Annotated in this window: 12 protein-coding genes; all 12 read right to left on the minus strand. The window is 72.4% G+C overall.

What is annotated here, in order from left to right:
* Window positions 1–14: 14 nt before the first annotated feature.
* Window positions 15–422, minus strand: coding sequence for an aconitase X swivel domain-containing protein (locus tag AMY39116_RS0308095; RefSeq protein WP_020417187.1), 408 nt, complete (start codon window positions 420–422; stop codon window positions 15–17).
* A complete protein-coding gene (locus tag AMY39116_RS0308100) occupies window positions 419–1,696 on the minus strand; it encodes an aconitase X catalytic domain-containing protein (RefSeq protein WP_020417188.1) in 1,278 nt (425 codons plus the stop codon). The genes AMY39116_RS0308095 and AMY39116_RS0308100 overlap by 4 nt, the downstream gene beginning before the upstream one ends.
* The gene (locus tag AMY39116_RS0308105; protein ID WP_020417189.1) at window positions 1,693–3,030 is read right to left on the minus strand and encodes an MFS transporter; all 1,338 of its coding nucleotides are present in this window, start codon (window positions 3,028–3,030) and stop codon (window positions 1,693–1,695) included. Before AMY39116_RS0308105 ends, AMY39116_RS0308100 begins: the two co-directional genes overlap by 4 nt.
* A 23-nt stretch (window positions 3,031–3,053) precedes the next feature.
* Window positions 3,054–4,700 (minus strand): dihydroxy-acid dehydratase, encoded by a 1,647-nt coding sequence (locus AMY39116_RS0308110; protein ID WP_027935748.1) that lies wholly within the window; start codon window positions 4,698–4,700, stop codon window positions 3,054–3,056.
* A 9-nt stretch (window positions 4,701–4,709) separates the two neighbouring features.
* Complete coding sequence (locus AMY39116_RS0308115; RefSeq protein ID WP_020417191.1) at window positions 4,710–5,999, minus strand: FAD-dependent oxidoreductase; 1,290 nt, start codon at window positions 5,997–5,999, stop codon at window positions 4,710–4,712.
* Window positions 6,000–6,080: 81 nt separating this feature from the next.
* Window positions 6,081–7,025 (minus strand): LysR family transcriptional regulator, encoded by a 945-nt coding sequence (locus AMY39116_RS0308120; protein ID WP_020417192.1) that lies wholly within the window; start codon window positions 7,023–7,025, stop codon window positions 6,081–6,083.
* Window positions 7,026–7,085: 60 nt separating this feature from the next.
* Window positions 7,086–8,063: an L-threonylcarbamoyladenylate synthase gene (locus tag AMY39116_RS0308125; protein WP_020417193.1), complete on the minus strand. Its 978-nt coding sequence runs from the start codon at window positions 8,061–8,063 to the stop codon at window positions 7,086–7,088.
* 96 nt (window positions 8,064–8,159) lie between these two features.
* On the minus strand, window positions 8,160–8,399 hold the full coding sequence (locus AMY39116_RS0308130; RefSeq protein WP_027935750.1) for a plasmid stabilization protein: 240 nt from the start codon (window positions 8,397–8,399) through the stop codon (window positions 8,160–8,162).
* A gap of 50 nt (window positions 8,400–8,449) precedes the next feature.
* On the minus strand, window positions 8,450–9,445 hold the full coding sequence (gene lipA, locus AMY39116_RS0308135; protein ID WP_020417195.1) for a lipoyl synthase: 996 nt from the start codon (window positions 9,443–9,445) through the stop codon (window positions 8,450–8,452).
* Window positions 9,446–9,521: 76 nt separating this feature from the next.
* Window positions 9,522–10,919: a dihydrolipoyl dehydrogenase gene (lpdA, locus tag AMY39116_RS0308140; RefSeq protein ID WP_020417196.1), complete on the minus strand. Its 1,398-nt coding sequence runs from the start codon at window positions 10,917–10,919 to the stop codon at window positions 9,522–9,524.
* A gap of 10 nt (window positions 10,920–10,929) precedes the next feature.
* Window positions 10,930–12,432, minus strand: coding sequence for a 2-oxo acid dehydrogenase subunit E2 (locus AMY39116_RS0308145; RefSeq protein ID WP_020417197.1), 1,503 nt, complete (start codon window positions 12,430–12,432; stop codon window positions 10,930–10,932).
* 2 nt (window positions 12,433–12,434) lie between these two features.
* Window positions 12,435–13,466, minus strand: a complete 1,032-nt coding sequence (locus tag AMY39116_RS0308150) for an alpha-ketoacid dehydrogenase subunit beta (RefSeq protein ID WP_020417198.1) — start codon at window positions 13,464–13,466, stop codon at window positions 12,435–12,437.
* Window position 13,467: the final 1 nt, after the last annotated feature.

Raw genomic sequence — 13,467 nt, forward strand, 5'->3', positions numbered from 1 at the left:
CGGGAGCCGCGCCCTCACCTGCGCGTGATCTCCACGATCCCGCGGTCCGCGTCGAGGCGGAGGTGGTCGCCGGTGCGGATCACCGCGACCGGGTCCTGGTCGAGGTCGCTCAGCGTGGGGACCCGGGTGACGACGGCACCCAGCGCGGCCTTCGTCGTGGTCACGGTGAAGATCATGCCCAGCGGGGCGGTGCCCAGCAGCCGGGTGGACTGGAAGAAACCCGACCAGCCGGACGAGCCCTTCGCGCCCGGGAACACCAGGATCTTCCCGGTGAAGCACACCCCGCACAGCTCGTGCCTGCGCTCGATGATCGTGCCGGTCGCCGGGTCGATGCCGCCCCAGCCGGAGATCGTCTCGTGCGACACCAGCGCCTCACCCTCGGCCACCCCGGGCACGACCGTGCGGCCACGCAACGTGATCATCGCAGCCCTCCCCGCCAGCACCCGGTGACCGCCGCGTCCACGCAGTCCTCCAGCGACCCGAACCAGGCCTCGATGCCCAGGATCGCGGGCAGGTAGTGGGCCTGCTTGGCCGAGTCGGTGGCGAAGACCTTCGTGCCCGGCGGCGCCACCCGCGACATCGCCGGGCACGAGTCGGCCAGCAGCTTGCCGCCCGCTTTTTCGATCACTGCGGTGTAGCCGCTGCGATCGGCCACGGCCTTGAGCGCCCGCGGTGCCATGATCCACAGCTGGGTGCCCGAGTGCAGGCGCCTGCCGTCCAGCGCCCGCGCCGCGGCGCGGATCTGGTCGATCGAGGCGTGCGGGCAGCCGAGCAGGACGAAGTCGACGTCGGTGGACCGGCCCTGGTCGTTCAGCTTCTCGTAGATCGCCCGCCGCTCGCGGGGACCGTAGACGACGGCGTCCGGGACGGGGCCGTCGAAAGCCGCTTCCACGGTCGGCGCCTCGGGGGTGATCCCGGGCAGGTGGTAGAGCTCCACGCCGCCGGAGGACGCCGCCGCCGCGCCGAAGTGCTTGAGGTCCACCAGATCCGGCCGCGTGAACTCGCCCGTGATCACCGGCCGCTGGTCCTGCACCAGCTCTCCGGCGAAGTACCCGAGCATGCCCCAGTCGAGGAAGTCGCGCACCCCGGATTCGACGCGGACGTGGTGGGTGCCGAACCGGTTCTCCGCGAGGTGGTTGCCCCAGCACGGGATCTTCCCGGTCAGCGACGCCGCGCCGGTGGACGTGCCGCCCTCGCAGTTCGTCCGGGCGCCGAGCACCGAGTTGCAGTAGACCACCGCGGAGGACTCCATCCACGCGCAGTGCTCGCCGCGCACCGGCAGGTTGCCCACCTGGTAGGGCGTGCAGGTGGCCAGGATGTTCACGCCCCGCCGGCCGTAGAACGCTTCGGCGTCGCTCTGCAGCTCCACGAACTCCTTCGGATACGGCACCACACCGGCGGAGTCCGGCCCGAAGCCCTGCTGCAGCTGGCAGGTCGGCACCCGCATGTCCGGGATCTCGATGGCGTCGTCGCAGTCCAGGTTGAGCACGGCGAACGCCTTGTGCCAGCCGCCCTCGGCCACCAGCTTCGCCTTCAGCGGCGAGGGCTGGGTGCTGGTGCCAGCCACGTTGCGGGTGTCGCACAGCCGCTGCGCGCCCAGCGCGTCGCCGTACCGGATGAGCAGGTCCATCGCGGCCGCGACGGCCGGGCCCTCGGCGCCGTCGCGCATGGCCTTCTCCTCGTCGGTGAGGATCACCGGACCACCTCGCTCGCGACGACGGGCACGTGCTGCCCCACCGGGTTCGTCTCCGGCCCGCGGCGCACCGCCGCGAACATCAGCAGCCCGCCGAACACGATCAGCACGATCGGGGTGAACTCGTAGGGCATGATCGCCGACAGCGCGAGCAGCCACACGGTGTAGAGGCCCGGCAGGATCAGGCCGAACATGTAGCCGATCCCGTACCCGCTGGCCCGCACCGAGGCGGGGAACCGCTCGTTGAGGTAGACCAGGATGACGCCCAGCGGCGCCGACGGCAGCACCTTCGCCACCACCGCGATGAGCGCGATCAGCCACACCGGGGCGCCCGCCCGCGCGGCGACGACCAGCAGCGCGAACGCGCCGCCGACCACGAACGCCAGCACCAGCGCCCACCGCATCAGCAGCGCCCGCCGCCCGAACCGCTGCCCGGCCGCGGCCAGCACCATGATCAGCACGATCGAGCAGACCGATCCGATGATCTCCACGGCCGACGACAGCCGCGGGCTCTGGTCGAGCACCTGCACGAGCAGCGTCGGCAGGAACGACACCGACATCTGGCTGGCGAACCAGTAGCCGCAGGTGAACAGGAACACGCTGAAGATCAGCGCCCGGTGCGCGGTGAACAGCTCGACCACCGGCTGACGGGCGCCCTGGCGAGCGGTGCGCGCCGAGTCGTCCTCGACGACGTGGCGGTAGTGCATCAGGTACGCCACCCCGAGCGCGAAGCCGAGGAAGAACGGGATCCGCCAGCCCCAGGAGAGAAAGCCGCTGTGCGGGAGCACGTCGAGCATGCCGAGCAAGAGCGTGTTGATCACCAGGAACGAGGCGGGGGCGCCGACGCCGATGAGACCGCCGACGCGGCCGCGTCGGCCGGGTGGCGCCTGTTCCAGCGCGAGCGGGATCGGCGCGGCGTACCCGCCGGCGAGGAAGATCCCGCCGATCAGCCGGAGCACCGCGAACACGGCGATCGCGCCGTAGCCCCACGACCCGTAGCCGGGCAGCAGGCCGATCAGCAGGGTGACGATGGTGAAACCCCAGCCGCTGATCATGGTGACCGGTTTGCGGCCGATGCGGTCGGAGAGGTTGCCGAAGATCACGCTGCCGATCGGACGGGCGACCAGCCCGACCGTGAACAGCAGGGTGGTGAAGGTGGCGCGCACCGACGCGGGCAGGTCGGGCGGCATGAAGTAGGCCATCGCGGCGGGCAGGACCAGCGCGGGCAGGTACACGTCGAAACTGTCGACGAACATCGAGAACGCCCCGCCGCGGGCGGACCGCCGCTGGTCGGCTTCGCCGATCGCGGTGGACGGGGGAACTTCGGGCAGCGCCATTGCGGCCTCCTGTCGGGGAGAGGTCAGGGACGGAGCACGGCGCCGTCGTCGAGGGGACGCACGGTCCGGCGGTAGACGGACAGCCAGCCGGTCTCCTCGTGGTCCCGGGCCGGCTGGGGGTTTCGGGTGCCGAGTTCGGCCGGGCCGACCCGCAGGTCGCAGACCCGGGCGGGCAGGTCGATGTGGACGGTGTCGCCGTCGCGGGCGAGCGCGAGCGGCCCGCCGTCGGCGGCCTCGGGGCGCACCTCGCCGACCACGATGCCGCGGTTGACCAGGCCGGAGAGCTGGCCGTCGGTGACGACCGCGACCCGGCCGGTGAGCCCGGCGCGGTCCAGCGCGAACACGATCTGGGAGGCCATGCCCATGCCGGGGCGGCCGCGCGGGCCCAGGCCGCGGACGATCACGACGTCGCCGGGGGCGATCCGTCCATCGGCGAGCGCGGCCACGGCGTCCTCCTGCGACTCGAAGCAGCGGGCGGGGCCGATGAAGGCGGCCGGCCGCTCGTCGCCGACGGCGAGCTTGACGATGCCGCCGGCCGGGGCGAGGGAACCACGCAGGACCACGATCAGCGGCTGGTCGGTGAACGGCTGGTCGCGGGTACGGATGATCTCCGGGTCGGCCACGGTGACCGGGGCCAAGTTCTCACCCACGGTGGCGCCGGTCGCGGTCAGCGGCGACGGGTCGATCAGGTCGCCGAGCGCGTGCATCACCGCCGCCGCGCCGCCCGCGGCCTCGAACCGCTCGATCGTGTGCGGGCCGTTCGGCCGCACGGCGGACAGGACCGGCGTGGTGGAGCCGAGTTCGGCGTAGAGGCCGAGAACATCGAGGTCCACTCCGGACTCGGTCGCGACGGCCTGGAGGTGCTTGACGGTGTTGATCGACGCGCCGACCGACAGCGCCACCCGGACCGCGTTGCGGAAGGCCGCCTCGGTGAGGACGGCGCGCGGGCGCAAGTCCTCGCGGACCATCTCGACGATCCGGGCGGCGGCCGCGTCGGCGGCGGCCCACATCGCGGGCGAGTTCGCGGCCACCGGTGTGGTCCCGGGCAGCGCCATGCCGAGTGCCTCGGCGACGATGTGCATCGAGTTCGCGGTGCCCATGCCCGGGCACACCCCCGGCCCGCCGACGGCGACGTCGCTCATCTCGGTCAGCTCGTCCACTGTGGACTGGCCGCAGGCGTGCAGGAACACCTCCTCGATGTCGCAGTGCCCGCCGCGGAAGCACCCGCTGGGCTGGTAGCCGCACGCGACCAGCAGCGTGGGGATGTCGAGCCGCCCGGCGGCCATCAGCTGCGCCGGCGCGGTCTTGTCGCAGCTGGCCAGGCAGATCATGCCGTCCAGCTGGGCGCCCTCGACGGCGACCTCGATGTCGTTGACGATGAGGTCGCGGGCGGACAGGATGTAGCCGCCGCCGTGGCCCGCGGAGTGGATGAAGTCGCTGGGCGCGGTGGTGCGCACCTCGAACGCGAGACCGCCCGCCGCGGCGATGCCCTTCTTGATCCGCGCGGCGATCTCGTCCAGGTGGCTGAAGCAGATGGCCAGGTCCGACGAGGAGTTGACCACGGCGATCTTGGGTTTGCGGAGGTCGTCGTCGGTGAGGCCGAGCGCGCGCCACTGCGCCCGCCGGGTCGCCCAGCGCACGGTTCCGGGCGGGAAGTCGCTGCGTACCAAGGGTCCTCCTCAGCCGTCGAGGTTGGCGGACAACCGGGCGGCGAGGTCGCCGTGGTCGATGTCGTGCACGCTGTCCTTGCCCGCGAGGTCCAGCGCGTGCGCGGCCGCCATGCCCATCGCCCCGCACGGGCCCATTACCCGGATGCTCGACAGGGCGGCCGCGTCGCCGTCGACGCAGCGGCCGGCGACCAGGACGTTGTGCGCCTCCGGCGGCGTCATCGCGCGCAGCGGCACGTAGTGCACGTGGTCCGGCCCGAAAGTCTCCCACACGTAGCCCTCCGGGCTGTCGTGCAGCTCGACCGGCCACGCGGTGCGCGCGACCGCGTCCGGGAAGCGCTTCCCGGACCGCACCTCGTCCAGCGTCAGCTGGTGGGCGCCCTGCGCCCAGCGGGTCTGGCGCCGTCCGGGGAACCCGTAGGCCCGCACCCGGGCGCGGCCGAACGCGGCCGGGAACTCGGCACGCAGGAACGCCACGACCCGGTCGGCCTGCGCCTTGCCGTCGAGCTGGGCGCGCGCGGCGGCGATCGGGTCCAGCGGCGCTTCGATGTGGGTCATGTTGAGCACGGCGGTGCCGCGGCCGGGGAAGTAGAACGCGAGCCCGTCGTGGCGGCGCAGGCCGTACTCCGCGGCCTTGGCGCCGACCCGCTCGGCCAGCACGTCCGGGTCGGGCTTGCCGTCCTCGTCGACGTGCTCGACGACCAGCTGCTGGGAGCCGTAGATCTCCCGTTCCGGCAGCCGGCACGGCAGCCCAGCCTCCCACACCAGGGAGGCGTCGCCGCTGGCGTCGACGAAGCCGACCGCGCCGACCTCGACGGAGCCGTACCGGGTCGCGAAGGTGACCGACTCGATCCGTTCCCCGTCGCGGACCACCCCGGTGATCGACGCACCGGTGATCACCTGGATGCCGTGCTCGCGCACGGTGTTCTCCACCCACCGGCCGAGCGCGACCTCGTCGTAGCCGACGGTGATCGTGTGCCGTCGCGTGTAGAACAGGTCGCCCGTGGCGTCCAGGTCGCGGAAGATGTCGTCGAAGATCCCGTGGGTGAGCCGGCGGTAGCCGGGCGCGTTGCCGAACACGCCGCAGAACAGGCCGATCAGCGAGTTGACCATCTGGCCGCCGAGCACCGGCAGCGCGTCGACGAGGACCACCGAGCGGCCCAGGCGGGCGGATTCGACGGCGGCGGACAGGCCGGCGATCCCGGCTCCGACGACGCAGACGTCGGCGGTGACGTGGTGTCTGGCAGGGCCGGGGGGTTTGCGGACCGTGTGGACCTTGAGCTCGGTGAGGGGGTGCGGCATGGATCACACGCTAAGCGGGTGCGCCGGGCGGCCGGAAATAGAAGATCGTGCTGCGCGGGCATAAACCGCATTGATGGTGGTTCAGATGCCGGCGGCCAGGGACACCAGGACCTCGCGGAACCAGCGGTGCGCGGGGTCGCCGTCGTAGTCGGTGTGCCACCAGAACCGCTCCACGATCGGTTCCGGATCGCCAGGGCACGGCAGGATCCGCAGGCCGAGCCGGGGCGCGACGCGCCGGGCGAGCCGTTCCTGCAGCAGCGCCACGCGGTCGGTGCCTGCCACGAAGTGCGGCACCGCCTGGTAGCTCTCCACGCGGACGCGGATGCGCGGCTGGATGCCGAACAACACCAGCTGGCGGCTCATCGGCGCGGCCGGGGCGAACCCGCGGTCGGGCTGGAACGGGGCGACCCAGGTCATCTCCGCCAGCTGCGCCAGGCTCAGCTCGTCCCCGGTGACGTGCGGGTTCGCGGCGTCGACGACGCACACCCACCGCTCGGTGAACAGCTCCACCGAGCGCACGTCGGGCAGGTCGAAGCGGCTGGCCGGGGGCGCGACGAGGCCGTCGATCAGGCGGATCGTGCCCCCGATGTCCCTGGCGAACGCCTCGCGGACCAGCCGGACGTGCAGCTGCACACCGGGCGCCTGCTCGGCCAGGAGGGCGGACAGCCGGGAGCCCAGCACCTCGATCGTGTAGTCGGCCATGAACACCGTGAACTCGCGGCCGGAGACGCCCGGATCGAAGTCGTGGCCGGTGCCGAAGAGGCGTTCGGTGGCGCCGCAGATCGCCTCGACCTGCTCGGTCAGCTGCGCGGCCAGCGGGGACAGCACGTAGCCGTTGCCGCTGCGGACCAGCAGGTCGTCGTCGAAGTGGCGGCGCAACCGCGCCAGCGACGCGCTCACCGCCGGCTGCGTCACGCCGAGCCGCGCCGCCGCGCGGGTGACGTTGCGTTCCCGCAGGAGCTCGCGCAGCACGACGAGCAGGTTGAGGTCCAGGTTGACCAGATGGACGGCGGAGGGCCTTGCCACCGCGGGACTATAAATCGGACTGCTGGCCCCGGCAAGCTCCCGGGTCCCTGGTGCTTCGTGTCAGTCGCGGGGGCCGGCGGCGCGGCGCAGCCGGTTGGCGATCGCGAGCCCGAGCCCCTCCTCCGGCGGCAGGGACGCCACGACGAGGTCGCACCCCCGCTGATCGAATTCACGCAGGAATCCGTAGAGGTTGCGTGCGTAGTCGGCCATCGAGCCGGGGACCGGCACCACCGCGTGCGCCGTCGTGGGTTCGCCGGACGACGGCGGCAGCAGGACGCCCACCTGGTGCCCCTGCTCCTGCGCGAGTTCCGCCTCGACGACGACCTTCTCGGGCTCGACCAGCACGACCCGCGCGCGCGGCGCGTAGTGCGACGGGTGCTGCCCCGGCACCCGGACGTGGCTCGTGGCAGGGACCGTGACCGGCCGCCCCAGCACCGCCTCGAGGTCCTCGCGCGTCACCCCGCCGGGCCGCAGGACGCTCGGGGTCTCGCCCGTGAGGTCGACGATGGTCGATTCCACGCCGACGTCACAGGGGCCGCCGTCCAGCACGAAGTCGACCACGTCGCCGAGCTCCGCCCGCACGTGCTCGGCGGTCGTGGGGCTGACGGAACCGAACCGGTTGGCGGAGGGGGCCACGACCCCGCCGCCGAACGCCGAGAGCAGCGCGAGCGCGACGGGATGGCCGGGCACCCGGATGGCCACGGTCTCCAGGCCGCCGGTCGCTTCGAGCGGCACCCGGGGCGCGCGCCGGAGGACCAGCGTCAGCGGGCCGGGCCAGAAGCGCTCGGCCAGCAGGCGCGCCGTCTCCGGGACGTCCTCGACCCACTCCCCCAGCAGGTCCGCACCGCCGATGTGCACGATGAGCGGATGCGACGGCGGGCGCCCCTTGGCCTGGAACACCCCCGTCACGGCGGCCGCGTCCTCGGCGTTGGCGCCCAGGCCGTAGACCGTCTCGGTGGGGAAGGCCACCAAGCGCCCGGCGCGCAGCAGGCCGGCCGCCTTGTCGATGTCGTCGGTACTCGCCGTCACGGACCCCATCTTCCCATCGGCCCCGCTTGCCCCTCGCGGCCCCGGCCCCTCTGCCAGCGGTGACAACGGCTGTCGGGCAGCCTCGGGGCGTCGATGGCGAGCAGGTCACTCGTCGAACACCGCGGCCCCTGCCGGTTCACCGCGAGCGGGCGGCTCGATCTCGACGCCGCCGGCGAAGCGGCGCCGGATCCTGGTCGCCATGCCCGCACCGCCGGAGGGCCTGGTCAGCACCGAGTGGAGAATGTCACGCACCTCAGCCTCCACTGACCGGCCGTGTTCGGCTGCACGCACCCGCAGCGCCGCCACCAGGTCGTCGTCGAGGTCCCGGATCGTCAAGGTCGCCATCACACCCCCATTGCAGGCAGTGCGTGCAATGCTCGCACGTCGGGGGACTTTCAGCGCGTGAGGAGGCTGCTGGCTTCCTGGGCGGCGGGTCCGGCTTCGGCCAGGTGCGCGAGGTTGGCGGGCAGTTCCTCGCCGCGGTGGCGCTTGGTCTGGGCGTAGAGCCGGCCGGCGCGGTAGGAGGAGCGGACCAGCGGCCCGGCCATCACCCCGGCGAACCCGAGGCCCTCGGCGACCTTGGCGTGCTCGACGAACTCCTCCGGCTTGACCCAGCGGTCCACCGGGTGGTGGCGCACCGACGGGCGCAGGTACTGGGTGATCGTCAGGATCTCGCAGCCGGCCTCGACCAGGTCGCGCATCGCCGGCTCGACCTCCTCCGGGGTTTCCCCCATGCCCAGGATCAGGTTCGACTTGGTGACCAGCCCGGCCTCACGGGCGCGGGTGATGACCTCCAGCGACCGGGCGTAGCGGAAGCCGGGGCGGATGCGCTTGAAGATCCGCGGCACGGTCTCCACGTTGTGCGCCAGCACCTCCGGCGCCGAGCCGAACACCTCGGCCAGCTGGGCCGGGTCGGCGTTGAAGTCCGGGATCAGCAGCTCCACCCCGGTGCCCGGGTTGAGCGCGTGGATCTGGCGGACGGTCTCGGCGTACAGCCACGCCCCGCCGTCGTCCAGGTCGTCACGGGCGACCCCGGTGACCGTCGAGTAACGCAGGCCCATCGCCTGCACGCTCTCGGCCACCCGGCGCGGCTCCTCCCGGTCCAGCGCGGCCGGCTTGCCGGTGTCGATCTGGCAGAAGTCGCAGCGGCGGGTGCACTGGTCACCACCGATGAGGAAGGTCGCCTCGCGGTCCTCCCAGCACTCGTAGATGTTGGGACAGCCCGCCTCTTCACAGACCGTGTGCAGGCCCTCCCGCCGCACCAGGCCCTTGAGCTCGGTGAACTCCGGCCCCATCTTCGCGCGGGTCTTGATCCAGGACGGCTTCTTCTCGATCGGCGTCTCACTGTTGCGGACCTCGAGCCGCAGCAGCTTCCGGCTGGGTCGGTCCATCGGGCACCTCCGGGACGTGGACGGTTCCCCTGCCGCGCGGGAGCCGGGTCGCGGCGCGGCAGGGGAACCGGGCTGGTCAGCTGTTGAGCGAGCGTCCCAGAGCGGACAGGACCGATTCGTGCATCGCTTCGGACAGCGTCGGGTGGGCGAACACGACCTCGGCGAGATCCTCGGTGGTCGCTTCGAGGGACTGGGCGATCCCGAACCCCTGGATCTGCTCGGTCACCTCCGGGCCCACCATGTGCGCGCCGAGCAGTTCCCCGGTGTCGGCGTCGAACACGGTCTTGACGAACCCGTCGCCCTCGCCGATCGCCAGCGCCTTGCCCGAAGCGGTGTAGTCGAACCTGCCGACCCGCAGGCTCCGCCCGGTGGCGCGGGCCTGCTCCTCGGTCAGGCCCAGGTGCGCGACCTGCGGCCGCGCGTAGGTGCAGGCCGGCACCCGCCGCCGGTCGAGCGGCCGGACGTGCTCGACCCCGGCCAGCTTCTCCACGCACAGCACGCCTTCGTGACTGGCCTTGTGGGCCAGGCACGGTGCGCCCGCGACGTCACCGATCGCGTAGACGCCGAACGCGGTGGTCCGGCACCACTCGTCGGTCCGGACGAACCCGCGGTCCACCTCGACCCCGGCCTCCTCCAGCCCGAGATCCTCGACGTTGCCCTGGATGCCCGCCGCGACCAGGACCCGTTCGGTGGTGATCTTCTCCTCCGACCCGTCGGCGAGGGTGAGGGTCGTGGTGACCGCGTCGATCCCGGCGTCCACACCGGACACCGCCGCTCCCTGGTGGACGGTGATGCCGCGCTCCGTGAACCGCTTGCGGACGTGCTCGGCGACCGCGGCGTCCTCGGCCGGCATGATGCGCGGCATCGCCTCGACGAGCGTCACCGCCGTCCCCAGGTCCCGGTAGAGGCTGGCGAACTCCACGCCGATCGCACCGGAGCCCACGACCAGCAGCGAACTCGGCAGCGACGGCGGCGTCAGCGCCTGGAAGTAGGTCCACACGCGGTCACCGTCGGGCTCCACCCCGGGGATCGAGCGCGGCCGGGCCCCGGTCGCGAGGATCGTGTGGTCCGCCCGGTAGCGGGTGAGCGCACCGTCGGCGGCGACGTCGATCTCGCCCCGGCCCGCCAACCGGGCCGTTCCGGTGATCACGTCCGCGCCGTTCTTCTTCAGCAGGTAGCCGATCCCGTTCGACAACCGCTCCGACACCGAGCGGCTGAACTCCACCAGCCCGGCCATGTCGAAGGTGACCCCGGTGGCGCGGAACCCGAGCGGCTCGAGGTTGGCCAGGGTGTGCGCGACGTCCGCCCCGTGCAGCATCGCCTTGGTGGGGATGCACCCCCAGTTCAGGCAGATGCCGCCGAGCCGGTCGCGCTCGACGACCGCGGTGCGCAGCCCCAGCTGGGCGGCGCGGATCGCGGCGACGTAACCACCCGGGCCGCTGCCGATGACGAGGACGTCGTACTTCTCGCTCATGGCAGGCCTCCTAGACGAGCATCAGGGCGGGCGACTCGACGAGACGCTTGAGCTCCCGCAGGAACTCCGCGCCCAGCGCGCCGTCGATCACGCGGTGGTCGCAGGACAACGTCGCGGTCAGCACCGTGCGCACCACCACCTCCCCGCCGGCGACGACCGGGCACGGCCGGCCGGCGCCGACGGCGAGGATCGCGCCCTGCGGCGGGTTGATGATCGCGTCGAACTCCGTCACCCCGTACATGCCCAGGTTGGAGATCGTGAAGGTGCCGCCCTGGAACTCCTCGGGCCGCAGCCTGCCTGTCTTGGCCTTGGTGACCAGGCCGTGCACCTCGGCCGAGATCTCGGCGAGCGACTTGCCCTCCGCCGCCCGGACGATCGGGGTGACCAGGCCGCCGGGGAGCGCGACGGCGACCGAGATGTCGGCCGCGGAGTGCCGGAGCACGGCCTGCGTGCTCTCGTCGAACTGCACGTTGACGTCGGGCACCCGCCGCAACGCGGCCGCGCAGGCCTTGATCAGGAAGTCGTTGACCGACAGCTTCACCTTCGGCACGGTCGCGTTGATCCGCTCGCGCAACGCCAGCAGCTCGTCGATCTCCAGGTCGACGCTCACCCGGAAGTGCGGCGCGGTCTGCTTCGAGGTCTGCAGGCGCCGCCCGATCTCCTTGCGCATCGGCGACAACGGCACGGTTTCGACCTGCGCGCCGCTCTCGGCGGGAGCGGTCGGCTCGGACGCGGCTGTCAGGCCGAACCTGCGCTCGGCCTCCCGGACATCCGCCTCGCACACCCGGCCGCGGGAGCCGGTGGCGCGGCAGTCGTGCAGGTTGATGCCCAGTCGCGCGGCCAGACGACGAGCCACCGGGGTGGCGGGCACAGTGCTGTCGTCCTGGCTGGACCGTCCCGGCACGGTGGGACGCGGCGGCGCGGGCGTGGACGCGACCCGCCCACCCGCCGCGCCGATCGCGGCGTGGACGTCGGCGACCGAGATCCGGCCGTCACGCCCGCTGCCCGGCACCTTCGCCAGGTCGATGCCCAGCTCCCGGGCGAGCCGGTGGGCGTGGGGCGTGGCGAAGACGTCCTCGCCGGTCCGCCCCCGCAACTCCGCGGGCACGACCGTGTCCCCCGCCGGACCCGGCTCGGGAGCGGCGGGCCGCACCGGAACCGGATCGGCGAGGCTCGCACCGTCACCGTTGGCCACGACCGGCGCGGTGTCCCCCGGCGCGCTGGTCCCGTGCTGGGCGAGGAACCGCTCGATCTCGTCGTCACTCACGCTTTCCGGGGCCGAGACCGCGATCGGCGCGCCGACCGGCAGCGTCTGACCGGGCCGCGCGAGGACGCGCCGGAGCACGCCGTCGAACGGCGCCTCCATCTCGTTGGTGATCTTGCTCGTCTCGACCTCGCACAGCAGGTCGCCCTTGCGGAAGCCGGCCCCCTCCGCCAGCCGCCACGCGGTCACGGTGCCTTCCTCCATGGACAGGCCCCACTTCGGGATCTCGATCAGCTTGATGTCGCTCATGATCAGACCGCCAGCGTCTTGCGGACGGCGGCTTCGATGCGCGCCGCGCTCGGCAGCCACGCCTGCTCCAGCGCCGGCGAGAACGGCACCGGCGTGTGCGGCGGGGTGACCAGCTCGATGGGCGCGCGCAGCGACCCGAACGCCTTGGTCGCGATCAACGCCGCGAGGTCGTGGCCGAAACCGCAGCGGGCGGCGGATTCGTCGACGATCACGACCCGTCCGGTGGAGGCCACCGATTCCAGCACGCCTTCCTCGTCCAGCGGGGACACCGTGCGCGGGTCGACCACCTCCACGGAGATGCCTTCGGCGGCGAGCTTGTCGGCCGCTTCGTTGGCCCGGTTCACCATGGCCGACAAGGCGATCACGGTGACGTCGTCGCCTTCGCGGGTGTAGTTGGCGACCCCGAACGGGAGGGTGTAGGCCTCGTCGGGCACCTCGGCCTTCTGGTCGTAGAGCGTCTTGTGCTCGCAGAACACCACCGGGTCGTCGTCCCGGATCGCCTGGATCAGCAATCCCTTGGCGTCGTAGGCGTTGGACGGCGCGACCACCTTCAGGCCCGGCACCGCGGCGAACACGTTGTACGGGGACTGCGAGTGCTGGGCGGCGGCGGAGAACCCGGCGCCGATCATGCCTCGCACCACCATCGGGGTGCGGGCCTTGCCGCCGAACATGTACCGGAACTTCGCGGCCTGGTTGTAGAGCGCGTCGTAGCAGACCCCGAAGAAGTCCATGAACATCAGCTCGGCGACCGGGCGGAGGCCGGTGAGCGCGGCCCCCGCCGCCATCCCGATGATCGCCGACTCGGTGATGGGGGTGTCGATCACCCGGTCGGACCCGAATTCGGTCCACAGTCCCTTGGTGACGCCCAGCACGCCGCCGAACGCCTCGATCTTCTTGGTCTCCAGGTCGGGGTTGGTGCCTGCCTGGCCGCCGCGCAGGTCCTCGCCGATCTGCACCACCGCGGCGTCGCGCGCCATCTCCTGCGCGAGAGCGTCCTTGATCGCCTCGCGGTACGTCTTCTTCGACGTGGCCATG

The organism is Amycolatopsis sp. ATCC 39116, assembly GCF_000231075.2.
GTDB classification, from domain to species: domain Bacteria; phylum Actinomycetota; class Actinomycetes; order Mycobacteriales; family Pseudonocardiaceae; genus Amycolatopsis_E; species Amycolatopsis_E tucumanensis.

Bases quoted from the DNA above. Each gene is read 5' to 3' on its own strand.
- lipA (WP_020417195.1), bottom strand. From the start codon at position 9,445: ATGGACCGACCCAGCCGGAAGCTGCTGCGGCTCGAGGTCCGCAACAGT.
- AMY39116_RS0308150 (WP_020417198.1), bottom strand. From the start codon at position 13,466: ATGGCCACGTCGAAGAAGACGTACCGCGAGGCGATCAAGGACGCTCTC.
- lpdA (WP_020417196.1), bottom strand. From the start codon at position 10,919: ATGAGCGAGAAGTACGACGTCCTCGTCATCGGCAGCGGCCCGGGTGGT.
- AMY39116_RS0308125 (WP_020417193.1), bottom strand. From the start codon at position 8,063: ATGGGGTCCGTGACGGCGAGTACCGACGACATCGACAAGGCGGCCGGC.
- AMY39116_RS0308115 (WP_020417191.1), bottom strand. From the start codon at position 5,999: ATGCCGCACCCCCTCACCGAGCTCAAGGTCCACACGGTCCGCAAACCC.
- AMY39116_RS0308095 (WP_020417187.1), bottom strand. From the start codon at position 422: ATGATCACGTTGCGTGGCCGCACGGTCGTGCCCGGGGTGGCCGAGGGT.
- AMY39116_RS0308145 (WP_020417197.1), bottom strand. From the start codon at position 12,432: ATGAGCGACATCAAGCTGATCGAGATCCCGAAGTGGGGCCTGTCCATG.
- AMY39116_RS0308130 (WP_027935750.1), bottom strand. From the start codon at position 8,399: ATGGCGACCTTGACGATCCGGGACCTCGACGACGACCTGGTGGCGGCG.
- AMY39116_RS0308105 (WP_020417189.1), bottom strand. From the start codon at position 3,030: ATGGCGCTGCCCGAAGTTCCCCCGTCCACCGCGATCGGCGAAGCCGAC.